This window comes from Streptomyces antibioticus, from assembly GCF_002019855.1.
Taxonomy (GTDB): Bacteria; Actinomycetota; Actinomycetes; order Streptomycetales; family Streptomycetaceae; genus Streptomyces; species Streptomyces antibioticus_B.
On sequence record NZ_CM007717.1, the window covers coordinates 506,703 to 533,064 of the forward strand.

The 26,362-nt window shown below is 72.9% G+C and carries 20 protein-coding genes; 10 read left to right on the plus strand and 10 right to left on the minus strand.

The window, feature by feature from the left end; translation table 11 throughout:
• Positions 1-60 precede the first annotated feature (60 nt).
• Entirely contained in the window at positions 61-1,074 is a 1,014-nt protein-coding gene (locus AFM16_RS02285) for a LacI family DNA-binding transcriptional regulator (protein WP_078632010.1), read from the minus strand.
• A gap of 134 nt (positions 1,075-1,208) precedes the next feature.
• Here AFM16_RS02285 and AFM16_RS02290 point away from each other — a divergent pair, with 134 nt between their 5' ends.
• Positions 1,209-2,363: a Gfo/Idh/MocA family protein gene (locus tag AFM16_RS02290; protein WP_078632012.1), complete on the plus strand. Its 1,155-nt coding sequence runs from the start codon at positions 1,209-1,211 to the stop codon at positions 2,361-2,363.
• Between the two features lie 51 nt (positions 2,364-2,414).
• On the opposite strand, the gene AFM16_RS02295 is transcribed toward AFM16_RS02290, so the two are convergent.
• Both AFM16_RS02295 and AFM16_RS02300 read right to left on the minus strand, forming a co-directional pair.
• Positions 2,415-4,328, minus strand: a complete 1,914-nt coding sequence (locus tag AFM16_RS02295; protein ID WP_078632014.1) for a glycoside hydrolase family 5 protein — start codon at positions 4,326-4,328, stop codon at positions 2,415-2,417.
• A 150-nt stretch (positions 4,329-4,478) separates the two neighbouring features.
• A complete protein-coding gene (locus tag AFM16_RS02300; protein WP_030781049.1) occupies positions 4,479-5,966 on the minus strand; it encodes a long-chain-fatty-acid--CoA ligase in 1,488 nt (495 codons plus the stop codon).
• Positions 5,967-6,115: 149 nt separating this feature from the next.
• Between AFM16_RS02300 and AFM16_RS02305 the strand changes: the two genes are divergently transcribed.
• The 5 genes from AFM16_RS02305 (at position 6,116) to AFM16_RS02325 (ending at position 10,838) form a co-directional block, all read left to right on the plus strand.
• The gene (locus AFM16_RS02305) at positions 6,116-7,315 is read left to right on the plus strand and encodes a PucR family transcriptional regulator (protein ID WP_245177613.1); all 1,200 of its coding nucleotides are present in this window, start codon (positions 6,116-6,118) and stop codon (positions 7,313-7,315) included.
• A 109-nt stretch (positions 7,316-7,424) separates the two neighbouring features.
• Positions 7,425-8,654: a PP2C family protein-serine/threonine phosphatase gene (locus AFM16_RS02310; protein ID WP_030781053.1), complete on the plus strand. Its 1,230-nt coding sequence runs from the start codon at positions 7,425-7,427 to the stop codon at positions 8,652-8,654.
• A gap of 138 nt (positions 8,655-8,792) precedes the next feature.
• Complete coding sequence (locus AFM16_RS02315) at positions 8,793-9,458, plus strand: DUF4389 domain-containing protein (RefSeq protein WP_037874669.1); 666 nt, start codon at positions 8,793-8,795, stop codon at positions 9,456-9,458.
• A gap of 34 nt (positions 9,459-9,492) precedes the next feature.
• On the plus strand, positions 9,493-10,560 hold the full coding sequence (locus tag AFM16_RS02320) for a class I SAM-dependent methyltransferase (RefSeq protein WP_143648295.1): 1,068 nt from the start codon (positions 9,493-9,495) through the stop codon (positions 10,558-10,560).
• 77 nt (positions 10,561-10,637) lie between these two features.
• Positions 10,638-10,838: a hypothetical protein gene (locus AFM16_RS02325; protein ID WP_078632018.1), complete on the plus strand. Its 201-nt coding sequence runs from the start codon at positions 10,638-10,640 to the stop codon at positions 10,836-10,838.
• A gap of 21 nt (positions 10,839-10,859) precedes the next feature.
• Here the strand turns inward: AFM16_RS02325 and AFM16_RS02330 are convergent, their stop codons facing one another.
• Genes AFM16_RS02330 through AFM16_RS02355 form a run of 6 tightly spaced genes read right to left on the minus strand, consistent with a single transcriptional unit; the run spans position 10,860 to position 20,347 of the window.
• Positions 10,860-13,886, minus strand: coding sequence for an alpha-mannosidase (locus AFM16_RS02330; protein ID WP_078632020.1), 3,027 nt, complete (start codon positions 13,884-13,886; stop codon positions 10,860-10,862).
• 51 nt (positions 13,887-13,937) lie between these two features.
• Entirely contained in the window at positions 13,938-15,956 is a 2,019-nt protein-coding gene (locus tag AFM16_RS02335; RefSeq protein WP_078632022.1) for an endo-beta-N-acetylglucosaminidase, read from the minus strand.
• The gene (locus AFM16_RS02340; RefSeq protein WP_107419007.1) at positions 15,953-17,209 is read right to left on the minus strand and encodes a glycoside hydrolase 5 family protein; all 1,257 of its coding nucleotides are present in this window, start codon (positions 17,207-17,209) and stop codon (positions 15,953-15,955) included. Before AFM16_RS02340 ends, AFM16_RS02335 begins: the two co-directional genes overlap by 4 nt.
• A 34-nt stretch (positions 17,210-17,243) precedes the next feature.
• Positions 17,244-18,152 (minus strand): carbohydrate ABC transporter permease, encoded by a 909-nt coding sequence (locus AFM16_RS02345; RefSeq protein ID WP_078632037.1) that lies wholly within the window; start codon positions 18,150-18,152, stop codon positions 17,244-17,246.
• Positions 18,149-19,048: a carbohydrate ABC transporter permease gene (locus AFM16_RS02350; RefSeq protein ID WP_030781078.1), complete on the minus strand. Its 900-nt coding sequence runs from the start codon at positions 19,046-19,048 to the stop codon at positions 18,149-18,151. The genes AFM16_RS02345 and AFM16_RS02350 overlap by 4 nt, the downstream gene beginning before the upstream one ends.
• A gap of 12 nt (positions 19,049-19,060) precedes the next feature.
• Positions 19,061-20,347 (minus strand): ABC transporter substrate-binding protein, encoded by a 1,287-nt coding sequence (locus tag AFM16_RS02355; RefSeq protein ID WP_078632039.1) that lies wholly within the window; start codon positions 20,345-20,347, stop codon positions 19,061-19,063.
• 194 nt (positions 20,348-20,541) lie between these two features.
• On the opposite strand from AFM16_RS02355, the gene AFM16_RS02360 reads away from it, so the two are divergent.
• The gene (locus tag AFM16_RS02360) at positions 20,542-21,597 is read left to right on the plus strand and encodes a LacI family DNA-binding transcriptional regulator (protein ID WP_030781083.1); all 1,056 of its coding nucleotides are present in this window, start codon (positions 20,542-20,544) and stop codon (positions 21,595-21,597) included.
• A gap of 164 nt (positions 21,598-21,761) precedes the next feature.
• Entirely contained in the window at positions 21,762-22,946 is a 1,185-nt protein-coding gene (locus tag AFM16_RS02365) for a S1 family peptidase (protein ID WP_078632041.1), read from the plus strand.
• Between the two features lie 62 nt (positions 22,947-23,008).
• Here the strand turns inward: AFM16_RS02365 and AFM16_RS02370 are convergent, their stop codons facing one another.
• The gene (locus tag AFM16_RS02370) at positions 23,009-24,679 is read right to left on the minus strand and encodes a sigma-70 family RNA polymerase sigma factor (RefSeq protein ID WP_078632043.1); all 1,671 of its coding nucleotides are present in this window, start codon (positions 24,677-24,679) and stop codon (positions 23,009-23,011) included.
• Positions 24,680-24,876: 197 nt separating this feature from the next.
• Between AFM16_RS02370 and AFM16_RS02375 the strand changes: the two genes are divergently transcribed.
• Both AFM16_RS02375 and AFM16_RS02380 read left to right on the plus strand, forming a co-directional pair.
• Positions 24,877-25,272, plus strand: coding sequence for a hypothetical protein (locus tag AFM16_RS02375; protein ID WP_078632045.1), 396 nt, complete (start codon positions 24,877-24,879; stop codon positions 25,270-25,272).
• 160 nt (positions 25,273-25,432) lie between these two features.
• A complete protein-coding gene (locus tag AFM16_RS02380; RefSeq protein ID WP_078632047.1) occupies positions 25,433-26,362 on the plus strand; it encodes a dihydrodipicolinate synthase family protein in 930 nt (309 codons plus the stop codon).

Consider the following 26,362-nt stretch of genomic DNA (forward strand, 5'->3'; position numbering starts at 1 on the left):
GGCCCCGGCCCGTACAGGGATGTCCCCGTGGCGGAGGACCACTGACCCGGGGCCGCCGCGTCAGGCTTCCCGGGTGCCGCCCGGCGGCGCCGTCGTGCCCCTGACCTCCAGGGTCGGGGCCGTCAGATCGACGTGGGCGGGGCGATCGGGGTCGGCGATACGGGCGAGCAGGTGCTGGGCGGCACGGCGGCCCACCTCGTGGCTGGCGTTGTCCACGGTGGTGAGCCAGAGGTGGCGGAGCTGGGAGAGGTACGTGTTGTCGTACCCGACGAGGGAGAGGTCCCGTGGGACGGCAAGGCCGCTCGCCTCGGCGGCGGAGAGCGCGCCGACGCAGGTCACGTCGTTGACCGCGAACACGGCGGTCGGGCGCCGTGGGCCGTTCAGGAGCCGGACGGTGGCCCGGTAGCCGCCCTCCTCGGTGAGGTCGCCCCGCTCCACCCGGGCCGTGTCGGCGAGGCCGTGCGCGCGCATGGTGGCCTCGAAGCTGCGGCGGCGCAGCTCACCCACCGCGCCCGGCCCGGCGATGTGGGCGATGTGCCGGTGGCCGAGGCCGATGAGGTGCTCGGTGGCCAGCCGGGCGCCCTCTTCGTCGTCGCCCGCGACGACGTCCACGGCGGGCAGCACCGGTTCCCGGGCGCCGGCGACGACGGTGGGCACCCGGCCCGCCGCAGCGCGCAGCACGCCGGGGTCCTGGAGGGTGCCGACGGCGATCAGGCCGTCCACGCGCAGTTCGGTGAAGGTGTGGGCGAGGTCCTCGCCGAGGCGCCGGTTGAGATGGCCGTCGGCGAGGAGCATGCGCAGACCGTTGTCGTACAGCCGGGAGTTGAGCCCGTCGAGCAGGTCCACGAACCAGGGGTTGCGCAGGTCGTTCAGGAGCACCCCGACCGTGCGGGTGCGGCGCTCGCTCAGGCTGCGGGCGGCGGCGTTGGGCCGGTAGCCGAGTTCCTCGACGGCGGCGAGGACGGCCTGCCGCTTCTCCGGCCGTACGCCGTCGGCGCCGCGCAGCACCAGGGAGACCAGCGATTTGGACACGCCCGCCCGCGCGGCGACGTCACGGATGGTCGGGGTCCTCATGGTGTGGACCGTTCCATACGGCTGTCCGCTTTGTAAAGCCGACCCGGCTGACCGACGACCCTTGACACCGGTCCGGAGGGGCTCCATCGTGGGCCGGGCAAGCAAAATGGAACGGTCCAAAGAGGGGCAGTCCAATGGTGGATACGCTCGGCGTCGCCGTCGTGGGGTTCGGCTGGATGGGGCGGGTGCACACCCAGGCGTACGCGCGGGTCGCCCACCACTATCCGGGGCTGGGCCTGCGGCCCGAGCTGGTGACCGTCGCGGAGGAGGTACCGGGCCGGGCCGAGGAGGCCGCCGCCCGGTTCGGGTTCGCCTCGACGGCCCGGGACTGGCGCGAGGTGGCCGCCGACCCGCGCGTGCGGGCCGTGAGCATCACCGCGCCGAACTTCCTGCACCGCGAGATCGGCGTCGCGATGGCCGAGGCGGGCAAGCACATCTGGATCGAGAAGCCGGTCGGACTGACCGCCGAGGACGCCCGCGCGGTGGCCGACGCGGTCGCCACGTCCGGTGTGCAGGGGACCGTCGGCTTCAACTACCGCAACGCCCCGGCCGTCGCCCACGCCCGTGAGCTGATCGCCTCCGGGGAGATCGGTGCGGTCACGCATGTCCGTGTCCGGCTCTTCAGTGACTACGCCGCCCATCCGCTGGGCGCCCTGACCTGGCGGTACGAGCGGGAGCGGGGCGGCAGCGGGGTGCTGGGCGACCTCGCCTCGCACGGCGTGGACCTCGCGCGTTTCCTGCTGGGCGAGATCACCGCGCTGGCCGCCGACACGGCCGTCTTCATCCCGGAGCGCGCCCGGCCGACCGGGGCCACGGCCGGTCACGCCCTGGCCGCGGGCGGCGAGCCGGGCCCCGTGGAGAACGAGGACTACGTCAACTGCCTGCTGCGTTTCGCCTCCGGCGCCCGGGGTGTCCTGGAGGCGTGCCGGGTCTCGGTCGGCGAGCAGAACAACTACGGCTTCGAGGTGCACGGCACCCGGGGCGCGGTCTTCTGGGACTTCCGCCGGATGGGCGAACTCGGCGTCAGCCGGGGGGACTCGTACCAGGACCAGCCCGTGAGCACGCTGTACGTGGGTCCCGGGCACGGCGACTACGGGGCGTTCCAGCCGGGGGCCGCGTCGAGCATGGGCTACGACGACCTCAAGGTCGTCGAGGCGCAGCACTTCCTGCGCTCGATCGCCGAGGGCACCGCGCACGGGGCGACGCTGGAGGACGCGGTGCGCAGTGCGGCCGCCCTGGACGCGATGAGCCGCTCGGCGGAGTCGGGGGCGTGGGTGAGCCTGGCGTGAGCGCGGGGCGGGGGCGTCGGTCGGCGCCCCCGCCCCGCGGGTGTGCCGGTTTCAGGGGCGCAGTGTCACGCACAGCAGGGCCGCCGGGCCCTGCCTGCTGCCCAGGCGGGTGGTGAAGGCGATGCCGGCGGCGTACTCGTCGGCGGCGCACTGGCCCTTGTAGTGGTTCTGGGCGAAGTCCCCTCCGGTGCCGTCGGCGGGGCGGTTGTCGGAGCGGTCGAACCACACGGTCCGTCCCGCCCGGCCGAGCGTGGTGCGGGCGGGGACGCACAGCGCCGCCGAGACCCGTTCGCCGCGTCGGCTGTAGCCGGCCAGGAACTGCCCTGCGGGGCACTGGAGTTTGGTGTAGCCGCCGGCCCAGTCGCCGTTCGCCGGGACATGGCGTTCGTCGGTGACGACGGTGCGGGCGTCCCCGGCGGCGCGCAGATCGCCGGTGGTCACGTCGGTGCACAGGCCCCGGCCGCCGGTGTGGCTGAGTCCGGCCAGCCGCAGTCCGTCGGGGCAGACGGCCTTGGAGGCGCCCGGGTCCCAGTCGCCGCCGGCCCGGATCCGCAGGGACCGTACGTCGTCGCCCTGGTCGGTGGTGAGCATCCGCCAGTCGGCCACCGGGGCGACGGGGCCGGTGCGGGTCGGGGAGGTCATGAGGCGCTGCCAGCCGGTGCCGCGCCAGTCGCCGCCGTCGAGGATGCCGTGGCGGCGTCCGTCGGTGTCGTAGCGCAGCAGGGCCCAGTCGTCGTGGCCCTGCCAGCCGACCAGCGGCCAGTAGGCGAAGTCGGCGTCGCGGTCGGCGAAGTAGTCGGTGATGTTGCCGAACCAGGTGCGGGCGGCGGTGCCCGTCTCGTTCGCGCCGGTGCCGAACTCGCTGATCCACACCGGCGCGGTGTAGTGCCGCCCCTCGGTGGTGACGAAGAACGCCTGGTCGGTGAGGGTCTGGAAGAGCTGCTCGCGGCTGAGGTCCTGGTAGCGGGCGTCGTGGGTCTCGCCGATTCCGGTGGCGCCGCTGTGCCGGGGGCCGGTGTAGCCGTAGAAGTGGGCGGAGTAGACGAGTTTGCCGGACCTGAGGAGGGTGTGCGAGAGGGTGCGGGCGGGGGCGAGGGTGGGGCGTTCGTGCGGGAGGCCGTCGACGGGCAGGCCGGTCCAGTTGATGCCCTCGATGACGATGAGCAGGTCGGGGTCGGCCTCGGTGAGGATGCGGTCGGCGGCGAGCCGGGCGGCGGCGTACCAGTCGTGGGCGTCGCCCAGGCCCCAGTTGGGGTCGTCGAAGACGTCGCGGCGGACCTCGTTGTAGAGGTCGGCGCCCACCACGCGCGGGTCGGAGGCGTAGCGGCGGGCCATGAACACCCAGTCGTCCGCCCAGCGTTGGGTGGTCTGGCTGCTGTTCCAGCGTTCGTTGCCGTCCACGCCGCAGCACCAACGGGTGGTGTTGGTGTGGTTGTTGAGGATCACCGCGAAGCCGCTGCCGGTGAGCGCGCTCACCACGGCGTCGAAGACCTGGAGCGGTGTCTTGCCGCGGAGCTGCGGGTTGGCGGTGACGGCGGCGTCCGGTACGGGTGCCGTGGCGCGGATCATCTCGTTGGAGAACGGCAACCGGATGCTGTTGATGCCGAGTTCATGGAAGTCGGCGAGGAGCCGGGACAGCGGGGCGCGGTCCAGGCCGAGGGGGATGCCGTTGGCGTTCTGGCCGGCGTGGTGGTTGGCGGGGTCGGCGGTGCTGCCGCTGCCGTTCCAGGACCCTTGCGCGCCGTCCCAGTTGGCGGACTTCAGACGGAAGCGGTCCCCCCGGGCGTCCACGACGTAGCGGCCTCGGGTGGACAGGGGCGGCTGCCAGTTCTCCGCGGCGGCGGCTTTCGTGAGGGGGGCGGCGGGCGCGGATTGCGTGGTGGCGCCCGCGCTCGGTATCACGGTGAGCGCGGTGAGCGCCACGACTGCCAATACTGTCAGGTGCGTGACAAATCTGGACGGCATGCTGGTCCTCTGCGAGCGCGCGGGGTGGGGGGTACCTCGAACAGCGGCTGCCACCCTACGAGGGAACGGCCGCCAGGTCGATGGCGGCCGTCATCCCAAGTTCACCCAACTACCCTGCCCGCGCGCCGAGTTGCCCGGCCTGCGCCGAGATCAGGCGGTCGGTGCCACGATCTCCCGCTTGAGGATCTTGCCGCTGGGGCCGGTCGGCAGGGTGTCCACGAGCCACACCTCGCGCGGGTACTTGTAGGCCGCCACCCGCTCCTTGACGAACTCCCGCAGCTCGTCGGGCGTCGCCCCGGCGCCCGGGCGCAGCACGACCGCGGCGGCGATCTCCTCGCCCAGATGGTCGTCCGCCCGGCCCACCACGGCGGCCAGCGCGACCGCGGGGTGCTCGTGCAGGACCTCCTCGATCTCGCGCGGGTAGACGTTGTAGCCGCCGCGGATGATCATGTCCTTCTTGCGGTCCACGATGTAGAAGTAGCCGTCCTCGTCCTGCCGTGCCAGGTCGCCCGAGCGCAGCCAGCCGTCCGGGATGGTGGCGGCCGTCTCCTCCGGACGGTTCCAGTACTCCTTCATCACGTTCGGCCCGCGCACCGCCAGCTCGCCGATCTCGCCGGGCGCGACGTCCTGGCCCTTGTCGTCGAGCAGCCGCACCTCCACGTCCCGGATCGGGGTGCCGATGGACCCGGCCTTGCGCGGCCGGTCGGGGTGGTTGAAGGTGACCACCGGGCTGGTCTCGGACATGCCGAAGCCCTCCAGGACGGCGCAGCCGAAGCGGCGCTCGAAGCCGTGCAGGATCTCCACCGGCAGCGACGCGCCGCCCGAGATGCACATCCGCAGCGTGGAGACGTCCGCGTCCGACGGGTGCTGGAGCAGCGCCGCGTACATGGTCGGCACGCCTTCGAACACCGTGGCCCGGTCGCGGGCGACGGCGTCCAGCACGGCCTGCGGGTCGAAGCGCGGGATCAGGGTGAGCGAGGCACCGCCGCGCACGGTCGCGCTCATGGTGCAGATCTGGCCGAAGATGTGGAACAGCGGAAGGCAGCCGACCACCACGTCCTCGGGCGTCATCCGCTGCACATGGACCGTGTTGACCTCGGTGTTGTGCCGCAGCCCGCCGTGGGTGAGCGCGGCGCCCTTGGGCCGGCCGGTGGTGCCGGAGGTGTAGAGCAGCACGGCCACGTCGTCGTCCGCCGTCGCGGCGGTCTCCGCCAGCGGCTCGTGACCCGCGAGCAGCTCCGCGAACGCGGCCGGTTCGACCGCGAGATGCCGCACCCCGGCGGCGGCCGCGCCCTGCGCGCCCTCTCCGGGCGCCTGGTGCCACTCGAACAGCAGCGCCGCCCCGGAGTCGTCGAGGTGGTACTCCGTCTCCCGCGTCTTCAGCAGCGGGTTCATCGGTACGACGACGGCGCCGGCGCGCAGGATGCCGTAGTACAGGACGACGAACTCGGGGACGTTCGGCAGCATCAGGGCGACCCGGTCCCCCGGCCGGATCCCCTCGGCCCGCAGCAGGGCGGCGGCGCGGGCGCTGCGCTCGTTCAGCTCGGCGTAGTCGGTGACCTGTCCCGCGAAGCGCAGGGCGGGCCGTTCCGGCTGCCGTCCGGCCGTCTCCTCCAGGAACTGCGCCAGATTGGCCATACCCGCCTCCACGAATGTCACCGTCGAAATCCGCCGTTCACGTGGACGACATGCTGCTGCCACCGATGGCGGCGGCCTATGGGCGGTACGACAGCGTCTGCCGCGCCGGATTGTTCCCGGGGACAAGAAGGCGGCGTTAAGCTGCGGTGATGGATCTGTCCGGTGTGGCCTCGGCCCTGCACGCGCGGCTTCCCGAGCTGGGCGAGCTGATGGCGGAGCGCATCCGCGCGGACGTCGACGCCTATCAGGACACGTCCCTCATCCCGTACGACTCGCTGCGCCGCTCCTGCACCGCCAACGCCGATCTCGTCCTGAGCCACTTCAGCCGCGGCGGCGATCCGGACGCGAGCCCGGCCCGGGACACCGGCCGGATGCGGGCCGAGCAGGGCATGCCGCTGGCGGACACGCTCCACGCGTACCGGATCGGCTTCGAGCTGCTGTGGTCGGAGATCGTCGCCGAGTCGCGGACCCACCCGGAGGTCAGCGACGCCGAGCTGGTGTCGCTGTCGGCGGAGATCTGGGCGCTGTTCGGCCGCTACGCGGAGGCCGTCGCGGCGGCCCACCGGGAGACCACCGCCGAGCTGACCCAGCAGCGCGAGGCGCGGCGCTCGGCACTGGTGGAGGCGCTGTTCACCGGTGTCCTCGTCGACCGCACCACGCTGTGGGAGGCGGCCCGCGAGCTGGGCCTGCCCGAGCACGGGCCGTACGCGGTCGCCGCGGCGGTGGCCAGCGCGCCCGGTGTGGAACCCCTGGCGGGCGTGGAGACCACGCTGCGCCGCGCCCGGCTCCCCTCGGCCTGGCGGCTGCTGCCCGACCAGCAGATCGGTGTGGTCGCGCTGGCCGCGCCGGACGCGGAGAGCACCTGGCTGCGGGTCCTGCGCCGGGCCCGGGCCCGGATCGGGGTCAGCCCCTCCTTCGACGCGCTGCGGGATGCGCCCCAGGCGCTGCGCTTCGCGCGGCTGGCGCTGACCGGGCTGGCCGGCACCGGGCCGGGCGTCGCCCGGTTCGACGACAACCCGCTGGCCATGCTGGTGGCGGCCGCCCCGTCCGAGGCGGCGCATCTGACCGAGGTGGTCCTCGCCCCGCTGCTGCGGCTGCCGGTGGCGGAGCGGGCGCGGCTGCTGGAGACCCTGGAGCACTGGTTCGCGGCGGCCGGCTCCGCCGCGGACGCCGCGCGGACCCTGTTCGTCCACCCCAACACCGTCCGCTACCGGCTGCGGCGCGTCGAGGAGCTGCTGGCCCGCCCCCTGTCCGACCCCCGCACGGCCGCCGACCTGGGCGCGGCGCTGCTCGCGCACCGCACCACCGGGGCGGGCCGGGGGCCGGAGGGCACCGCGGGAGGGCCCTGAGAGGTGGGCGGGGTCCGGGACACAGAGCGCATCGGGATGACCGCGGAGTGTCGTCGCTCCTATGGTGGAACGGCACGAAGACGCCCGGCGCGAACCAGACAGGCAGGTCATGAGGAAACCGCAGATCGACTACGCGGCGGTCTTCCGGGCCCTGCCCGGCATGGTGGCGCTGCTCACCCCCGACCTGGTGTACGCCGACGCCAACGACGACTTCCTGCGGCTCGCCGGACGCACCCGCGACCAGCTCCTCGGCCGCTACATCTTCGACGTCTTCCCCGAGAACCCCAACGACGCGGCCGCCGCCGGCCGGCGGGAGACCGAGGCGTCGATGCTGCGGGTGGTGGCGTCGGGCGAGCGCGACACCATGGCGCTGCTGCGCTACGACATCGAGGACCCGGCGCGGCCGGGGGTCTGGCAGGAGCACTACTGGAGCCCGGTCAACGCCCCCGTCCTCGGCCCCGACGGCAAGGTGGCGCTGGTCGTGCACCGGGTCGAGGAGATCACCGAGCTGATCCGGGCCCGCGGCAATCCGGGCGACGACGACCGGGCCCGGGTCCTGGAGGCCGAGCTGTACACCCGGGCGCGGGAACTCCAGGAGGTCAACGAACGGCTGCGCCGGGCGCACGCGCGGGAGCGTGAGGTCGCCCTCGCGCTCCAGGCGGCGATGCTGCCCGCGCCGGGCCCGGCCGGACGGCACGCGGCGGCCGTGCGCTACCGACCCGCCACCGGCGCGCTGAACGTGTGCGGTGACTGGTACGACCTGGTCGACCTGCCCGGCGGCGATCTCGCGGTCGCGGTCGGTGACGTCGTCGGCCACGGTCTGGCCGCCGCCTGTGTGATGGGGCAGCTCCGCAGCGCCCTGAGCGCGGCCTGCCGGGTCGCCGACGGGCCCGCCCAGGCGCTGGAGGCGCTCGGCCTGTACGCCCGCTCGGTGGAGGGCGCCGAATCCACGACCGTCGTGACGGCCTTCGTCGACCGGGCCGCCCGTACCGTCACCTACAGCTCCGCCGGGCATCCGCCGCCGGCCCTGCTGCACCCCGACGGCACCGTGACCTTCCTCGACCGGGCCACCGACCCGCCGCTCGCGGCCCGCCCCGAGCACCTGGCCCGCCCGCAGACCCGTACCTCCTTCGAGGAGGGCGCCACGCTGGTCCTGTACACCGACGGGCTGATCGAACGCCGTACCGAGGACATCGACGCGAGTCTGGCCCGGCTCGCGGACTCCCTCGCCCGGCATCGCGCCCGGGACCCGGAATCGCTCGCCGACGCGCTCCTCACGGACCTCCTGCCGGCGGCCGGCAACAGCGACGACACCGCGCTCGTCGTCATCCGGCTCTGACCCCGCGCCCCCGGCCACCGGCGTCCCGGCCCTGCGAAGACGGCCCGGCGGGCGGACAGTGGAAGGAGGAACGTACGGAACGCCGACGCCTCGCGCCGCGCCGATCCGGTGCCGTGGGCGGGATCGGAGTCGATCGCCATGACCACCCCGGCACCCACGCCCGGCCTTCCGGTCCGGGTCACCGCGCGCCTGGACGCACCGCTCTCCCGCTGGCTCTGGCTGGTGAAATGGATCCTGGTCATCCCGCACGTCGTGGTGCTCTTCTTCCTGTGGATCGCCTTCACCCTGGTGGGCCTGATCGCCTTCTTCGCGATCCTGTTCACCGCGCGCTACCCGCGCCCCCTGTTCGACTTCAATCTCGGCGTGCTGCGCTGGAGCTGGCGGGTCAGCTTCTACTCGTACGGCGCCCTGGCCACCGACCGCTATCCGCCGTTCAGCCTGCGTGAGGAGCCGGACTATCCGGCACGGCTGGACGTCGCCTACCCCGAACGGCTCTCCCGGGGCCTGGTCCTCGTCAAGTGGTGGCTGCTGGCCATCCCGCACTACATCGTCGTCGGCTTCTTCGTCGGCGGCTGGCACGCCGGCTGGTGGGGCGGCGGGCTGGTGGCCGTCCTGACCGTGATCGCGGCCGTGATCCTGCTCTTCACCGAGCGCTACCCGCGGGACCTGTTCGACCTGATCGTCGGCCTCAACCGGTGGGTGCTGCGGCTCGCCGCCTACACCTCCCTGATGACGGACGTCTATCCGCCGTTCCGCCTCGACATGGGCGGCGACGAGCCGAGCGTCCTGCGCAAGACACCCTGAGCCGCCGCTCCCGCCGTACGACGGAGGTGACCGCGTGGCCGGTACCGGATCAGGGGCGATGGGCAGCGGATACGGCCGCCACTCCGCCGCCCAGCACGCCGGGCTCCAGGCCGCCGTCGGCCTGCTCGACCGCGCCCTGGCCGCCGCGCCCGTGCCCGCCGACGACCGCGCCTTCCGGGTGGCGGACCTCGGCTGCGCCTCGGGGACCAACGCGATGGAGCCGATGGCCCGCACCGTCGCCGCCGTGCGCGCCCGCCGCCCCGGCACACCGGTCTGGGTCACCCACACCGACATCCCCGCGAACGACTTCGGCGCGCTGTTCGCCACCCTGACGGGACCGTCGTCCTACGCCCACGCCCCCGGCGTGCACGCCTGCGCCCAGGCACGCTCCTTCTTCGAGCCGCTGTTCCCGCCGGGCGAACTGCATCTGGCGTGGTCCTCGATCGCCGTGCACTGGCTGTCCCGGGTCCCGCTGCCGGTCGAGGGGCACATCTACGGCTCCCGGGCGCGGGGCGCCGCCCGGGACGCGCTGCGCGAACGGTCCGCGCGGGACTGGGACGCCTTCCTCGGCCACCGTGCCGACGAACTCGCGCCGGGCGGCCAGCTCGTCGTGGTGGGCGGTGCCGCGACGGACGACGGACTCAGCGGCGCCGAGGGCCTGTTCGACCTGGCGGTGGCCGAACTGGAGCACCTCGTGGACCAGGGGGTGCTGACCGGCGAGCAGGTGGCGGCGATGACGGTGCCGACCTGGAACCGCACGACGGCGGAGTTCACCGGACCCCTGCTCTCCGGCCCGTTCCGGGACCGGTTCCGGCTGGAGGAAGGGGAGTTCGTGGTGCTGGACGACCCGATGTGGGAGCGGTACACGGCGGACGGCGACCTGGAGGCGTACGCGGACGAGGTGGCGGCGTCGTTCATGGCGGCCTTCGGCCCCTCGCTGTTCGCCGGGATCCCCGAATCGGCCGCGACGGCCGGGCGGTTCGCCGAGGGGCTCACCGCCCGGGTCCGGGACCGGCCCGAGGAGGGGGCCGCCCGCTGGCGTGTCCAGCTCCTGCGGGCGACCCGCCTCGGCCATTCGGATGGGACTCACGCCGTGGCGTGACGGGCGCGCGGACAGCGGGCGTTCCCACGTCTAGGTTCGGGCGCTGTCTGTCCGCTCTTGCCGAAAGGTGCCCCACCATGCGTGCTGTCCGTTCCGGTCTGACCGCCCTCGCCGCCTGCGCTCTCGTCCTCGTCGCCGGCGGGACCGCGGGTGCCGGGGTGTCCGTGGACGACTCCTCGGCCCCCTCGGTGACCATCGTGTTCGGCGACTGGGGTCAGTTCGCCGGGGACGACGTGTTCAACGCCGGCCACGACAACACGGTCGGCTCCAACAACTGACGACGCCCCAAGCGGGTTCGGCTAAGCCCTTCGCAGCCTCAGCGTCACGAGTTCGAACGGCCGCAGTCCTACGGTGATCCGGTCGCCGTCGGCCTCGGGCGCCGGGGCGTCGGGCAGGGGCCGTTCGAGCAGGTCGGTGACAGTGGCACCGGCGAGGGCGAAGCCCGTCGTGAGCGTGGTCCGGGCGCGGCCGCCGTGGGCCTCGTGGAAGCGCACCACCACGTCGCCGCTGCCGTCGTCGGCGAGTTTGACGGCCGTGATCACCACCTGGTCCCGGTCGACGGCCACCAGCGGGGCGACGGCGTGGGCGCCGGTGACCGTGCGCGCGGGCAGGTTGAGCCGCCAGCCCTCGCGCACGGCGTCGCCGATCGTCGCCCCGGGCACCAGGGCGTGCCGGAAGCGGTGCACGCCCTGGTCGGTCTCGGGGTCGGGGAAGCGGGGCGCGCGCAGCAGGGAGACCCGCAGGGTCGTGGTGGTCCCGCCGTCCGCGCCGGGTTCGTCGCGGACCGCGCGGGTCACGTCGTGGCCGTAGGTCGTGTCGTTGACGACGGCGACGCCCCAGCCGGGTTCCTCCAGGTGCACGAACCGGTGGTTGCACGCCTCGAAGCGGGCTGCCTCCCAGCTCGTGTTGGTGTGGGTGGGCCGGTGGACGTGCCCGAACTGGGTCTCGGACGCGTACCGTTCGGCGTGCACGTTGAGCGGGAAGGCGAGCTTGAGGAACTTCTCCGTCTCGTGCCAGTCGACCTCGGTGTCGATCACGAGCCGCCGTTCCCCGGCCGGGAGGGACAGCACCTGGACGGCCCGGGAGGCTCCGAAGGTCCGGACGATCCGCACGGACGCGCCGTCCTCCCCCGCCGTGACCTCGTCGGCGTCGGTGAGGTCGGTGACGGTGTTGCGGTAGAACTCGTCGACGTCCCAGGCGTCCCACATGTTCGGGAAGTCGGGGTGCAGTTGGAGCAGGTTGGCGGCCCGGCCGGGTGCGACGGTCTCGCGGTCCGCCTCGATGTCGTGGACGGACACGACGAGTCCGCGCGCGTCGATCTCCACCCGCAGCAGCCCGTTGTCCAGGACGTGTCCGCCGTCCGGGCGAGCGGCGAGGGTCGTACGGCCGTGCGCGACGGGGGTGTTCGCGCCACCTGCCGGAACGCCGTCGCGGGCGTGCGGGGCGGCGTTGAAGACGAGCGGGATGATGCCCTCGCCGGCCAGGGACCGCTGGGCGGCGTCGATGATCGCGGTGAGTTCGGCGGCCACGCGGGCGTACGTCGCCCGGGCCTCCCTGTGCACCCAGGCGATGGAGGAGCCGGGCAGGATGTCGTGGAACTGGTGGAGCAGCACCGTCTTCCAGATCCGGTCCAACTCGGCGTAGGGGTAAGGGAATCCGGTGCGTACGGCGGCGGTGGCGGCCCATAGTTCGGCCTCGCGCAGGAGGTGTTCGCTGCGGCGGTTGCCCTGTTTGGTGCCGGCCTGGCTGGTCAGGGTCGCGCGATGCAGTTCGAGATACAACTCCCCCACCCAGACCGGCGGTTCGGGATGTTCGGCCCGGGCCTTGGCGAAGAAGGCGGCCGGGGTCTCCCAGGTCACGGTGGCGGAGCCCTCCAGGTCACGGAGCCGGGCCGCCTTGGCGACCATCTCACGGGTGGTGCCGCCTCCGCCGTCGCCCCAGCCGGTGGGCGCGAGGGAGTGCCGGGCCACGCCCTTGTCCTTGAAGTTGCGGGCCGCGTGGGCGATCTCGGCGCCCTTCATGGAGCAGTTGTAGGTGTCGACGGGCGGGAAGTGGGTGAAGATCCGGGTGCCGTCGATGCCCTCCCAGCGGAAGGTGTGGTGGGGGAAGGTGTTCGTCCGCGACCAGGAGATCTTCTGGGTGAGGAGATAGCGGGAACCGGCCGCCTTGATGATCTGGGGCAGCCCGGCGGCGAAGCCGAAGGTGTCGGGCAGCCACGCCTCGTCGTTCTCGATGCCGAACTCGTCGAGGAAGAACCGCTTGCCGTGCACGAACTGACGGGCCATCGCCTCCGAGCCCGGCATGTTGGTGTCCGACTCCACCCACATCCCGCCGGCCGGCACGAACCGCCCGTCCGCGACGGCCTTCTTGACCCGGGCCCACACTTCGGGCCGGTGCTCCTTCACCCAGGCCCACTGCTGGGCCTGGGACATGGCGAAGACGAACTCGGGTTCGTCGTCGAGAAGCGCGGTCATGTTGGCGGTGGTGCGGGCGACCTTGCGGACCGTCTCGCGCAGCGGCCACAGCCAGGCGGAGTCGATGTGGGCGTGGCCGACGGCGCTGATGCGGTGCGCGGAGGGCACGGCGGGTGCGGCGAGGACGGCGGCGAGCCGCGTGCGGGCCCGCGCCGCCGTACCGCCCACGTCCTGGAGGTCGACGGCGTCCAGGGCCTGCTCGACGGCGCGCAGGATGTCCCAGCGGCGGGCGGAGTCCACCGGCAGTTCCGCCATCAGCTCGCCGAGGACCTCCAGGTCCAGGACGAGCTGCCACACCGTCTCGTCGAAGACGGCGAGGTCCATCCGGACGAGGCTGTACTGCGGTGCGTCGCCGGCCGTCTCCTTGTCGCCCAACGGTGTCGGCAGGAAGGGGTGGTAGTCGAGGATCACCGGATTGGAGGCGGCCTCGATGTGCAGCCGCACCTCCTCACCACCCGCGACGGGCGCGCCGACACGCACCCACTGGTTGCGGGGGTTGAGTCCCTTCACGGGGGTGCCGTCGAGGCGGTACACGAGGCCCTCGCACTGGAAGCCGGGCATGTTCTCGTCGAACCCGAGGTCGAGAATCGCCTCGACGGTCCGGCCGGCCCAGGACTCGGGGACCGTCCCGGTGACCCGGAACCAGCTCGTCCCCCAGGGAGCACCCCAGCGGGCGCCCACCGCGATCGGCTCGGGCTCGGCCGCCAGTCCCTCGGCGACGGGCACGGGCTCGCCGGGCGCGTGCCACACCGCCACGTCCAGCGGCACCGACTCCGGGTACACGGCGGGACGGAGGCGCTCGTCGAGGACACGCTTGAGCCGGGCTTCGACCAGGCTGCGGTCGTCATGCATGCGGGGTGCTCCAAGGTGAGGGACGGGTGGGGGGACGGGTGGGGGGACGGGTCACCAGGTGTGGGTCACGACGGCGGGGGCCGACGCTGTGTACAGCTCCCCTACGGCACGCAGTTCGAACCGTGCCGTCCGCTCCCCGTCCTGCGGGGCGAGCCCGCCGACGAAGTAGGCCGACTGGCAGGTGGCGCCGAGGAAGCGCCGGGTGCCGTCGGGCAGGACGCGGTGCAGGGTGTGGTGCCGTACGTCGTCGGGGCGGGTGTCCCAGGCGAGGCGCAGGTCGCCGCCTGCGGCCGCGGTGATGCGCAGCCCGGTGGGGGCGGCGGGCGTGCGGGGCTCGTCGCGGACGGCGATCCCGCCGAGCCGCCAGGCCACCGGGCCGCCGGTCGCGGTGAGCCGGACCCCGACCGCGTGCACGGTCCCGGACAGCCCGCCGAGCGCCACCACCGAGGTCCGCCAGCCGCCGCCCGCCCCCGCCTCCAGCGGCAGATAGGTGTACGGCGGTGTCGTGCCCGGTGTGTCCGGGTCGGCGGTGGCCACGGCCAGCTCGACGGTGACCGTGCCGGTGTCGGTGCGATGGGTCAGCTCGACCACCGTCGTGTCGCTGAGCGGCAGCCGGGTGGCGTAGAGGTCCAGGACCGCCGGTGCGTCCAGGGTGCCCGAGACCAGCACGCTGCTGCCGCCGTGCCAGGCGTCGGTGAAGTCGAAGGCGACGGCGGGCCGCGTGCCCGTGGTGTGCACGGCCCATTGCCGTGAGGGCAGCCGGTCCTGGAGCCCGAGGTGGTTCCACGGGGTGTCGGAGGTGACCGTGCCGTCCTCGTACCAGCGCAGTCCGTGGCCGGTGTTGAACACGCTGGCGAACGGCAGGGCGGTCACGGTGGAGCGGTCCGCGACCGACACGGCGGGGGCCCGCCAGGGGTCCGTGCCGTCGGGGCGGGAGGGGTCGCCGGAGCGTCCGGTCCAGAAGCGGTCGTCGGCGGCGTGGAAGGCGGCCGGTCCCCTGCCGCCCGCGGGCAGGTGGTTGCGGGTCCACTCGGGCCGGTACAGGCCGAGGGAGACGACGTGCGGCTTGTCCCTGGGCACGATCGCGTCCCAGTTCACGGACCGGTTCGAGCCGTTGGCCTCGACGTCCACACCGGCCCACAACGCGTAGCGGCTGCGGCCGAGTTGTTCCGCGCGCTGCCCGGAGGAGGCGAGGGAGGCCACGGACCAGCGGAAGTCCACGAACATGTCGTCGGCCGACTGGAAGAACGCCTGGTTCTGGGCGTTGAGCGCGCCCTGCCAGCTCACCGCGCCGTTCACGGTCATCGCGTCGTACCAGGTGACGCGCTGCCCCCGGGCGGCGGCGAGCGCCTTCAGCTCGGTGAGGAAACCGAGCATGGCGGTGCCCAGCGCGCTGTTCCCGCCGCCGGTCTCGGCGTTGACGAACCAGCCGTCGAAGCCGTACGCGGCGGCGACCCGGACGAGCTGCGCGGCCAGCGGGTAGTGGCCGCTCGTGTCCTGCTGGACCAGGTCACGGGTCCATCGGAGCTGTCCGCCGTAGGCGACGGGCGGCAGGAAGATGTTGCCGAGGACGGGCACGCCGTGCCGGTGGGCGGCGTCCACGACCGGGGCGTTCGGGGCGAGGATCAGGCCCTCGCCCGAGGAGCCGCCCCAGAACACCAGCTCGTCGACGTAGGCCCAGTGGGTGAAGGCGTAGTGGTCGGCGGTGGCCGAGCCCTGGGAGGGGTTGGCGGAGGTGGGTCCGAAGGACACCAGGGACTGGATGCGGGCCTGGTCCGCGCGGGCGGTGGCGTTCGCCGGGGTCGGGGTGAAGCGCGGCGCGAGGGGCACGGAGGCGGCGTTGAAGGCGAGGTCGGTGTCGTCCTCGGCGGTCCAGCTCTTCAGGCTGCGCCAGGTGATCCCGGTGCCGGGGGTGCCGGCGGGCAGGGAGTCGGGGTACCAGTAGGCGGCGTACGGCGGGGGTGCGGCGGCGGCCTGGCGAGGGGCGGCTCCGGCGGGCTGTGCGGGGACCAGGGCGGCGGCTCCGGCCGCGCCGGCGGCGAGCAGGACGGTGCGTCGGGTGGGGTTCACGAGCGGGTGCCTCCTTGTGGGGTGGGGAGTACCTGATCGGGTGGGACGACCTCGGTGATGCCGCGCCGGGCGAGATGGGCGCGGTCGGCGGCGCGGGTGTCGAGGACGGTGGTGGGGCGGGCGCCGTCGGCGGTCAGCCGGAAGAACGCGTCGTAGACGGGGCCGCCGGGGGCGCAGGCCGAACGGCGGGCCGGGTCGGCGGGGACGACCAGCGCCGTGGTCCGGGCGGCGGGCGCGGGCGCCGCTGCGGCCGCCGCGCGGGCCAGGGCCAGCGCGGTGTCCTTCGGTTTGCGTTCGTTGGTCAACAGGCCGAGTCCGTACTCGAGTTCAGGGAAGTCGGCGAGCTGCCGGGACACGTCGTGGGAGCACCACCAGGTGATGCCCCACAGGTCGGGGCAGTCCAGCGCGTTGCGCACGGTCGCCTCGGTGAAGGCGGCGGCGTGCTCGGCCGGGACGAGGGGGGCGGGCGCGCCGACCTCCTGGAGCCAGACGGGCCGGTGCGGGTCCTCGGCCCACGCCTTGCTCAGTTCGACGAGGTAGGCGGCGTGGTGTTCGGCCGGTACGGAGGCGCGGCCGTGGCGCTGGGCGGTGCCGTTGAACACCCAGGAGTGCACGGCGGTGACCGCGCCGCGCCGGGCGGCCTGGGCGGGCAGGAACGGCATGTCGTCCTGGTACCAGGTCGCGTCGTACTCGGCGTGCAGATGCAGCCGGCCGGGGGCGCCCTCCTCGCAGGCGGCGAGCATGCGCTCCAGCCAGGTGTCGATCTGGTCGCCGGTGGCCCGGTCGGGGTCGGGGTGCGGTCCCGCGGAGAACTGGTTGACCTCGTTGCCGAGGGTCATGCCGAGGAAGTTGGGCAGGTCGGCGAGGGCGGCGGCGAGGGTGCGCAGGTAGGCGGCCTGGGCGTGCAGGATGTCGGGATCGGTGAAGAGATTGCGCCGGTGCCAGGTGCGGGTCCAGGCGGGGAGGAAGTCGAAGCTGCTCAGGTGTCCTTGCAGTCCGTCCACGTTGACGTCGAGTCCGCGTTCCCCGGCGGCGACGGCCAGGGAGCGGAGCTGTTCGACGGCGCGGGGGCGGATCAGGGTGCGGTTGGGCTGGAAGTAGGGCCAGAGGGGGAAGACGCGGATGTGGTCGAGGCCGAGGGCGGCGACGGAGTCGAGGTCGGCGCGGACGGAGTCGAGGTCGAAGTCCAGCCAGTGGTGGAACCACCCTTCGCTCGGGGTGTAGTTGACGCCGAAGCGCACGGCAGGAGGCATGCGGAGTCCCTTGGACGACGGGAGGGAGGACCGTTCAGCCCTTGACGGCGCCCTCGCCGACCCCGCGGAAGAAGTACCGCTGGAGGCAGGCGAAGAGGACGATCAGCGGGGCGACGGCGATGACGGTGCCGGCGGCGACCAGGCGTTCGTCGTTCGCGAACGTGCCGTGCAGATAGTTGAGGCCGATGGTCAGGGTGAACCTGGACGGGTCGCTGAGCACGATGAGCGGCCACAGGAAGTCGTCCCAGGCGCCCATGAAGGCGAAGATCGCGACGACGGCGAGGGTGCCCTTCACCGACGGCAGGGCGATCCGCAGGAACCGCTGCCAGACATTGGCGCCGTCGACGAACGCCGCCTCCTCGATCTCGTAGGGCAGGTTGAGGAAGGCGTTGCGCATCAGCAGGACGTTCATGGCGCCGATGCAGCCCGGCAGGACCACGCCCACGAGGGTGTTGTTCAGGCCGAGTTCCCGCATGGTCGTGAACTGGGCGATGATGATGGCCTCGACGGGGACCAGCATGGCGAGGACGAAGGCGAGGGTCGCGGCCCGGCGGCCCCGGTAGCGCAGCCGGGCGAGCGCGTACCCGGCGAGGGCCGAACCGGCGCAGTTGGTGACGACGTTGGCGGTGGCGACCTTGAGCGAGTTCAGGGCGTAGTCCCACACCGGGACGGTGTCGGCGACCCGCGTGTAGTTGTCCAGGGTGGGATCGGCGGGCAGGAAGCTCGGCGGGGAGCTGTAGATGTCCTCGGTGGGACCCTTGAGGGACGTGGAGAGCTGCCACAGGAACGGTCCGACGGTCAGGGCGAGGACGGCGAGCAACAGCAGGTAGCGCAGGGCGAGTTCGCCGACGCGGACGCGGCGGCCGTGCTCGTCGGTGACCCGGCGCGCGCGGGTGGCGGCGGGGGGTGCCGTGGCGGGCCGGGTCTTCTCCAGGACGCTCATACCCGTTCCTCCTTCCGGTCGGCGCGCAGCACGAGCAGCATCAGGGCGACGGTCACGACGAAGACGACGACCGAGAGGGCGGAGGCGTAGCCGACGCGGCCGGTGAGGCCGGTGCCGGTGCGCTGGACGAGCATGACGAGCGTGGTGTCCTCGCCCGCCGGGCCGCCGCTGGGCCCGGCCATCAGGTACACCTCGGAGAACACCTTGAAGGCGGCGACCGAGGACAGCGCCCCGACCAGGACCATGGTGGAGCGGACGGCGGGCACGGTGACCGTCAGGAAGCGGCGCACCGCGCCGGCGCCGTCCACGGCCGCGGCCTCGTGCAGTTCACGGGGCACTCCGGAGAGCGCCGCCAGATAGATGATCATGTAGTAGCCGAGGCCCTTCCACACCGTGACGGTCATGGCGCTCAGCAGAAGCAGCCACTGGTCGCTGAGGAAGCCGACCCGGCCCACACCGACCGTCTCCAGCAGCGAGTTGACCAGGCCGCGTTCGTCGAGGAGCCACACCCAGATCAGTCCGACGACGACGATCGAGGCGACGACCGGGGTGTAGAAGGCGGACCGGAAGAAGGTGATGCCGGGGATGTTCTTCTGCACCAGGAGCGCGAGCAGCAGCGGCAGCACCACGAGGGCCGGGACGACTCCGAGGACGTACAGCGCACTATTGCGCAGCCCGATCCAGAACATGTCGTCGTCGAGCATCTCGCGGAAGTTGGCGAGGCCCACGAAGCGGCCCGGGATCAGGGTGCGGCGGTCGGTGAAGGAGTCGGCGAGCGTGGAGAGGAACGGCCAGAGCACGAACGCGCCGGCGACCAGCAGTCCGGGGGCGGCGAACAGCCAGGGGCTGGAGGGGAGTTGGCGGCGGATCCGGGAGGGGGCGGTGGGGGCGGTCATCGGTCTGCCCCGCTAGCCCTGCTGCCGGAGCAGCGTGTCGCATTCCTTGACAGCGTTGTCGAGGGCTTCCTCGGGGCTCTGCCGGCCCTGGAGCGCCTTGGCGACCTCGTTGCGCAGCGCGGTCTTCATCTGTTCGCTGAACAGCACCGGGGTGTAATTGACGGCGTTCTTCAGCGACTTGGCGGCGGCGATCCGGACGCGGGTCTCGTCGGTGCCGTCCTCCTCGGTGAAGTACGGGTCGTCCAGGGAGCCCGCGGTGCTCGGGAAGATGGCGACCTGCTTCGCGAACGACATCTGGCGCTCGGCGTCGGTGACATGGTGGGCGAAGGCGACGGCGGCGGGCGTCCGCTTACTGCGCGCGTTCACCATCACGCCCATCACGTACATGTTGACGTGGCCGGTGCTGGTGATCTGCTCGGTGATGCCGATGTTGTCGTAGAGGCTCGGCGCCTGCTTCTTGAAGTTGCCGAGGTCCAGGGCGCTGCCGGGGTTCATGGCGACGGCCCCGGTGAGGAACTTCTTGCCCGAGGACTCCGGGGTGGCGGTCAGCGCCTGCGGGTCCAGGGCCTTGGCGTCGTACAACTCCTTGTAGCGGGTGAGGAGTTCGACGCCCTTCGCGTCGTTGAAGCGGAAGGCGGTGCCGTCCTCGTTCATGAGCGGGACGCCGTAGCGGCCGAAGTCCTCGATGGTGGGGACGTTGGCGAGGGTGGCCACCTTGCCGTCGCTTCTGTCCGCCAGTTCGAGGGCGTCGGTGAAGAGGTCGTCGTAGGTCTTCGGCGGTTGCTCGGGGTCGAGTCCGGCCTGCCGGAAGAGGGTCTTGTTGTAGAAGAGGGGCCCGGTGTTGAGGTACCAGGGGAAGGCGTATGTGCCGCTCAGGCCGGGGACTTGATGGCTGGCCCAGGCGCCCTCCAGGTACTCCTTCCTGTACGTGCCGGCCGCCTTGTCGAGGTCGAGGGCGAGGCCCGCCTTGGCCAGGGGGGCGACGAGGTCGGGCGAGACGTTGACGACGTCCGGGAGGGTGCCGCCGGCCGCGTCCGCGCTGATCTTGTCGGCGTAGCCCTCGGCGGGCTGGTCGATCCACTTCACGTGCGTGCCCGGGTACTTCTTCTCGAAGTCGGCGATCACGCCCTCGAAGTAGGGCTTGAAGTTGGCGCGCAGGTTCCAGGTCTGGAAGGTGATGTCGCCCTCGATCTTGCCAGAGGCGTCGGCCGGGCCGCCGTCGTCGCCGGAGCCGCAGGCGCTCAACGGCAGGACGGCACAGACGGCGGCGGCGATCAGGGCTCTGCGGGAGATGTTCACGGTGTACGGCCTCCGTTGCTGTGGAGTTGAAGCGGCAATGGGCCAACGACGCAGACCCTGCACGCCCGTTGACCGGCCCGTCAATGCCGTGCGCCGAGCTAATTTCATTAGTCGCTTATGCGCATTAGGGTGTTGAGCTGAAGCGCATTAGTGCATACTGGCCGGGAATTGCCGTGGGAATGGGGGAAACCACCTTGCCGGGAAAGCGCTCGCCGGTCCGCCGGCCCACCATGCGGGACATAGCGGACCGGGCCGGGGTCTCCCAGAGCGCGGTCTCCTTCGCGCTGAACGGACGTCCGGGGGTCTCGGAGATCACCCGCGACCGGGTGCGCCGGGTCGCCGAGGAGCTGGGCTGGCGGCCGAGCACGGCGGCCCGTGCCCTGTCCGGCGAGGGCGCGGCCACGGTCGGCCTGGTCCTGGCCCGCCCGGCGCACACGCTCGGCGTCGACTCGTTCTTCCTCCAACTCGTCTCCGGGATCCAGGAAGTACTGGCGGAACGCCACCTCGGGCTGCTGTTCCAGATCGGGCACGACGTCCACGAGGAGTGCGCCGTCTACCGGCGCTGGTGGGCCGAGCACCGGGTGGACGGCGTGCTGGTCGTCGACCCGTGCCGGGACGACCCGCGGCCCGGACTGCTCGACGAACTCGGGCTGCCCGCGGTGGTGATCGGCGGCGCGCCCGACGAACGCCACCCCGGCCTGTCGGCGGTGTGGGCGGACGACGCGGGCGCCATGGCGTCGGTGGTGGACGAGCTGTACGCGCTCGGCCACCGGCGCATCGTGCACATCGCCGGGCTGCCGGACCTCGCCCACACCCGGCGCCGGATCCGCACCCTGCGCGCGGAGGCGGAGCGGCTCGGGCTGAGCGAGGTGCAGTCGGTGCCGACCGACTACTCGGACACGGCGGGCGCGGCGGTCACCCGGCGCGTGCTGGGCGGCACCGCTCCCCCGACCGCGATCGTCTACGACAACGACGTGATGGCCGTCGCCGGTGTCGCGGCCGCGGCCGAACTCGGCTTCTCCGTACCGGCGGACGTGTCGGTGGTGTCCTGGGAGGACTCCGCGCTGTGCCGCATGGTGAAGCCGTGGCTGTCCGCGCTGTCCCGGGACAGCGTGGAGTTCGGGCGGACGGCGGCGCGAGCCCTGCTGGCACTGCTCGACGGAGGCCCGGCGGAGACGGTACGGGTGCCGGTGCCGGGGCTGATCGCGCGGGGCAGCACGGGCGTCATGCGCCCGGGACGCGGTACTTGAGGATGCTTTGCCCCCTCCTTCGTTGAAAACCCTCCGCATCTGCGGCGCATTGGCATAGACCTGACACCCATGCGCCGCTAGGCTCTGCCGCGCCACATTTGAGAGCGCTCTCACTCATCGGCTGTTCCAACCCCCACTCACTGGAACGACGAAGGGCAACACCCATGAGACGCACCAGACTCAAGCACATCGGCGTGACGGCGATCCTGCTGCTGGCCGGACTCGGCGGGGCGGGCACGTTCCCCGCGTCGGCCAGCGGCAACGAGGCGTCCGCCACCACCTCCGCCGCCTCCACGGCCGACACCGCGTCCGTATCCGCCGGTCTGCTCGGCGCGATGCAGAAGGAGTTCGGTCTCTCCGCCGAGGAGGCGAAGGCCCGGCTCGCGGCCGAACGGACGGCGACCACCCTCGAACCGAAGGCCCGCGGCACCGCGGGGGCCGCGTACGCCGGCTCCTGGTACGACGCCGAGGCCGGACGGCTGACCGTGGCCGTCACCCCGGACGCCTCCCGCGCGACACGCGACGCGCTGAGCAAGGCGGGGGCCGCGGTCCGCCTCGTCGAGCACAGCGCACGCCAACTGGACGCGGCCCGCGACCGCGTCGACCAGCTCGACGCCCCGTCGGCCGTGGCCGGCTGGCACGTCGACCCACAGGCGAACTCCGTCGTCGTCTCGGTCGTCCGCGACAAGCTCGCCGACAACGATGTCCAACGCTTCCTGACCCGGGCCCGCGCCGCGGGACCCGTCACCGTCGAGACCGTCGCCGGCGCCCCGGGCACCTTCGCCGCGGGCACCGTCGGCGGCGACCCGTACTACACGGGCAACGTGCGCTGTTCCATCGGCTTCTCGGTCCACGGGGGGTTCGTCACCGCCGGCCACTGCGGTCAGGCCGGAGCGGGTGTCAGGGGCTGGGACGGCTCCTACATCGGCAACTTCCAGGGCTCGTCGTTCCCCGACAACGACTACGCCTGGGTGAACGTGGGCAGCGGCTGGTGGACCGTACCGGTGGTGCTCGGCTGGGGCACGGTGTCCGACCGGCTCGTGCGCGGCTCCGCCGAGGCGCCGGTGGGCGCGTCGATCTGCCGCTCGGGTTCCACCACGCACTGGCACTGCGGCACCGTGCTGGGCAAGAACCAGACGGTCAACTACGCCCAGGGCGCGGTGCATCAGATGACGAAGACCAGTGTGTGCGCCGAAGGCGGCGACTCCGGCGGGTCGTTCATCAGCGGTGACCAGGCGCAGGGCGTGACCTCGGGCGGCTGGGGCAACTGCTCCAGCGGCGGCGAGACCTGGTTCCAGCCGGTGAACGAGATCCTCAACCGGTACGGGCTGACGCTCCACACGTACTGACGGCAGGCGGGGCGGAAGGGGGGTTCCGTGGCCGGGGCCGCGGAACCCCTCCCCTTCTCACGTCAGAGCTTGGCACCGAAGTTCTGTGTCCACCACGGACCGCCGGAGCCGTTGTGGATGCCCACGCCGATGTTCTTGAAGTCGCAGTTGAGGATGTTGGCGCGGTGGCCGGGGCTGTTCATCCAGGACGTCATCACCGACTCGGCCGTCTGCTGGCCCTTGGCGATGTTCTCGCCGTAGGTGGACCAGCGGTAGCCCGCGGCCGTGATGCGCTGACCCGGGTCCTCTCCGTCGGGGTTGGTGTGGTCGAAGAAGTCGCGGGCGGCCATGTCCTCGGAGTGGCCCTGGGCGGCCGCGCGCAGCAGGCTGTCGTCGGTGAGCGGGCCGCAGCCCGCCGACGCGCGTTCCTCGTTGACCAGCGCGATCACCTGCGCCCCGAGACCGGACGGCTTGCCGCTGCCCGACTGGGTCTGCTTGTCGCCCGAGGAGGTCTTCTGCGGCTCGGCCTTCTTCTCCGTTGCGGGCGTGCTCTTCTTCTCCGTCCGGGCGCTCGGGGAGGCGCTCGCGCTCGGCGACTTGGACGGGGACGGCGAGGCGGCCGCGGAGGCGGACGGCGAGGGGGACGAGGACGCCGAGGCGGAGCGGTCGCCGTCGGGGGTGGGCTCGTCCGTGACGACCGTGCCGTTCGCGGGCAGGGCGGCGGTGCCCTCCTTGGTCCCGCCGCCCTCCTGGATGCCGAAGTAGTACAGGCCGCCGCCGACCACGCAGACCGCCACGACCGCGCCGCCCACCGCGCGGCGCCGCACCCGCCGCCGGCGACGGGCCTCGCCGCGCGAGAGGCCCTGGTCCCTGCCGGACCGGTGCCGGCCCGGCACGGAGGAGACCCCGTCGACCTCGGCGGCGAGCGCGGTCGACGAGCCGGCCAGAGCCACCGTGTCGGCGGTGGCGGACGGCATCCGCGCCAGCAGCGCGGACGAGACGGCGACCAGCGCGAGACCGGCCAACAGGCCCTCGGCGGGCATCAGTCCGCTCCAGAGGCCGGAGCAGCGTGCGCAGCCGCGCGCGTGGCGGGCCGCCCGCTTGCGGTACAGCGCGGAGGGCCGGCCGTCCCAGCCGGCCAGCTCGCCCCGGAGTTCCCGGCACGGCGGCTGCGCGTCCAGCGCCCGCACGACCACCCGGGCCGCTTCGAGCTGGGCCTTCATCCGCTGCACGCGGACCGCGGTGTGCTGCGGGGAGAGGTCGAGGGCCTGGGCGATCTCGGCGCGGGTCAGTTCACCGGCGCACTCCAGCCACCACAGGGACAGCAGGCCGCGGTCGTCGGGCTCCAGCCAGCGGGTGGCGCGCGCGGTCTCCTGCCGCTGCCCGGACAACTGGAGCTGGACGATGGTCAGATCGACGAAGTCGGCGCCCGGGTCGGCGACCCCCTCGGCCTCGTCGACGGCGCCCTGGGCGGGCTGCCTGCGGTGCCAGTGGGCCCGTATCTGGTTCATGGTGATGGCCACGAGCCAGGAGCGGAAGCTCTCGGGGGCGCGCAGGCCGCCCAGCGAGTCGAGGGCCTTGAGCATGGTGTCCTGCACGACGTCGTCCACGTCGACCGAACCGTTCAGCGCGCGGCCCACGATGTTGTAGACGAGCGGGAGGTACGCGCTGACGAGCGCGTCCTGGGCGGACGGGTCGCCCGCTCGGGCGGCGCTCACCAGTTCCGCCGGGTCCGTCGTGTGCCGTGTGCTCATCGCTGCTTCCCTGTCGTCGATGCTGTCCGTCTACGAGGGGAGATCCGGGGACCGGCGGCGGATAACAGTTCTTCGGAAACTCCTGCGAGGGCAGACTCCCTGTGCGAACGTCATCACCGCTATGAGGGCGGTCACATTCGGCTCTGACCTGCCAACTCGCCCTGTCCGCTTCGACCGAAGGGCCGTAAATGACGCGCATGCCCGCTCCCGCCCGGTGCGCCCGCGGCCTGTTGGCCGCCCTCGTCCTCGCGGCCGCCGGCTGCGCGCTGCGGCTCGGGTTCACCGCGGTGACGTTCGAGACGGGGGCGCTGGGCGCGCCGCTCCTCGCGCTGCTCCTGCTCGCGGCGGCCGGGTGCGTACTGACGGCCGGGGCGGCGCTGATGGTGTCGCTGCGGTTCACCGAGGGCGGTACGGCGGTGCGGACGGGGGCGCTCACCGTCGGCTGGGTGACCGTTCTGGGCGGTCTGGCCGCATTTCTGACGTACGACCATGTGGGGGCCGTCGGTATCGGGTGGGGCGCGCTCGTGGTGGCGCTGTCCGGGCACCGGGAGACCAGGGCCTGGTTCGAACGCGGCCGCCTGCTCGCACCCTGACCGCGGGGGCGCGGGGCGGGGTCCGGGCCGTGAAGCCCTGTCCTCCCCCCCCCTCTCGGCCGCGTCACGGCCCGGAGCCCGCCCCCGCTGTCACCATCTGCTCCAGGAGGACGAGGCGACCGAACGACCTCGTAAGTACGAGCCAGCCCTGGGAGCACCGATGACCCTGCCCGCCCCGCTGACCGGAGTGATCCCGCCCGTCTGCACGCCCTTAACCCCGGACCGCCAGCTCGACGTGCCCTCGCTGCGCCGGCTGGTCGACCATCTGACGGCCGCCGGGGTGGACGCGCTGTTCGTGCTCGGCTCGACCTCGGAGGCCGCCCATCTCACCGACCGGCAGCGCCGGCTGGTGACCGAGACGGTGGTGGCGCACACGGCCGGGCGGCTGCCGGTGCTGGCCGGGGCGATCGACATGACCACGCCCCGCGTGCTGGACCACGTCGAGACGGCCGCGGCGGCGGGCGCGGCCGCCGTGGTCGTCACCGCGCCCTTCTACACCCGCACCCACCCCGCCGAGATCGCCCGCCACTTCCGGCTGATCGCGGCCCGCAGCCCCGTCCCGGTGCTCGCCTACGACATCCCGGCCGCCGTGCACACCAAGCTCCCCGCCCGGCTCGTCCTGGAGCTGGCCGACGAGGGCGCGCTCGCCGGGCTCAAGGACTCCAGCGGCGACCTGGCCGGCTTCCGCGAGGTCGTCCACGGCGCCCGCTCGCTGCCGGGGTTCAGCGCCCTCACCGGCTCCGAACTGACCGTCGACGCGGCCCTGGCCCTCGGCGCGCACGGCGCGGTCCCCGGCCTGGCCAACGTCGACCCGGACGGCTACGTCCGCCTGACCCGCCTCTGCCGCTCCGGTGACCTGGAACGGGCCCGAGCCGAACAGGAGCGCCTGTGCGCCCTGTTCGCCATGACGACCGCCCCCGACCCGACCCGCATGGGCCCCACCTCGGCAGCGATCGGCGCATTCAAGACGGCCCTGCACCTCCGCGGCATCATCACCCACCCGACCACGGCCGACCCCCAGATCCCCCTGACCCCGCAGGAAACGGAAGCGGTCGCCAAGCATCTGGCCGGGGCGGGGCTCATCCCTTGA

Excerpts from the sequence above, each read along its gene's own strand:
- AFM16_RS02370 (WP_078632043.1), bottom strand. The coding sequence starts at position 24,679 with ATGAGCACACGGCACACGACGGACCCGGCGGAACTGGTGAGCGCCGCC.
- AFM16_RS02300 (WP_030781049.1), bottom strand. The coding sequence starts at position 5,966 with ATGGCCAATCTGGCGCAGTTCCTGGAGGAGACGGCCGGACGGCAGCCG.
- AFM16_RS02325 (WP_078632018.1), top strand. The coding sequence starts at position 10,638 with ATGCGTGCTGTCCGTTCCGGTCTGACCGCCCTCGCCGCCTGCGCTCTC.
- AFM16_RS02285 (WP_078632010.1), bottom strand. The coding sequence starts at position 1,074 with ATGAGGACCCCGACCATCCGTGACGTCGCCGCGCGGGCGGGCGTGTCC.
- AFM16_RS02330 (WP_078632020.1), bottom strand. The coding sequence starts at position 13,886 with ATGCATGACGACCGCAGCCTGGTCGAAGCCCGGCTCAAGCGTGTCCTC.
- AFM16_RS02375 (WP_078632045.1), top strand. The coding sequence starts at position 24,877 with ATGCCCGCTCCCGCCCGGTGCGCCCGCGGCCTGTTGGCCGCCCTCGTC.
- AFM16_RS02310 (WP_030781053.1), top strand. The coding sequence starts at position 7,425 with ATGAGGAAACCGCAGATCGACTACGCGGCGGTCTTCCGGGCCCTGCCC.
- AFM16_RS02290 (WP_078632012.1), top strand. The coding sequence starts at position 1,209 with ATGGTGGATACGCTCGGCGTCGCCGTCGTGGGGTTCGGCTGGATGGGG.
- AFM16_RS02340 (WP_107419007.1), bottom strand. The coding sequence starts at position 17,209 with ATGCCTCCTGCCGTGCGCTTCGGCGTCAACTACACCCCGAGCGAAGGG.
- AFM16_RS02365 (WP_078632041.1), top strand. The coding sequence starts at position 21,762 with ATGAGACGCACCAGACTCAAGCACATCGGCGTGACGGCGATCCTGCTG.
- AFM16_RS02295 (WP_078632014.1), bottom strand. The coding sequence starts at position 4,328 with ATGCCGTCCAGATTTGTCACGCACCTGACAGTATTGGCAGTCGTGGCG.
- AFM16_RS02350 (WP_030781078.1), bottom strand. The coding sequence starts at position 19,048 with ATGACCGCCCCCACCGCCCCCTCCCGGATCCGCCGCCAACTCCCCTCC.
- AFM16_RS02305 (WP_245177613.1), top strand. The coding sequence starts at position 6,116 with ATGGATCTGTCCGGTGTGGCCTCGGCCCTGCACGCGCGGCTTCCCGAG.
- AFM16_RS02380 (WP_078632047.1), top strand. The coding sequence starts at position 25,433 with ATGACCCTGCCCGCCCCGCTGACCGGAGTGATCCCGCCCGTCTGCACG.
- AFM16_RS02315 (WP_037874669.1), top strand. The coding sequence starts at position 8,793 with ATGACCACCCCGGCACCCACGCCCGGCCTTCCGGTCCGGGTCACCGCG.
- AFM16_RS02345 (WP_078632037.1), bottom strand. The coding sequence starts at position 18,152 with ATGAGCGTCCTGGAGAAGACCCGGCCCGCCACGGCACCCCCCGCCGCC.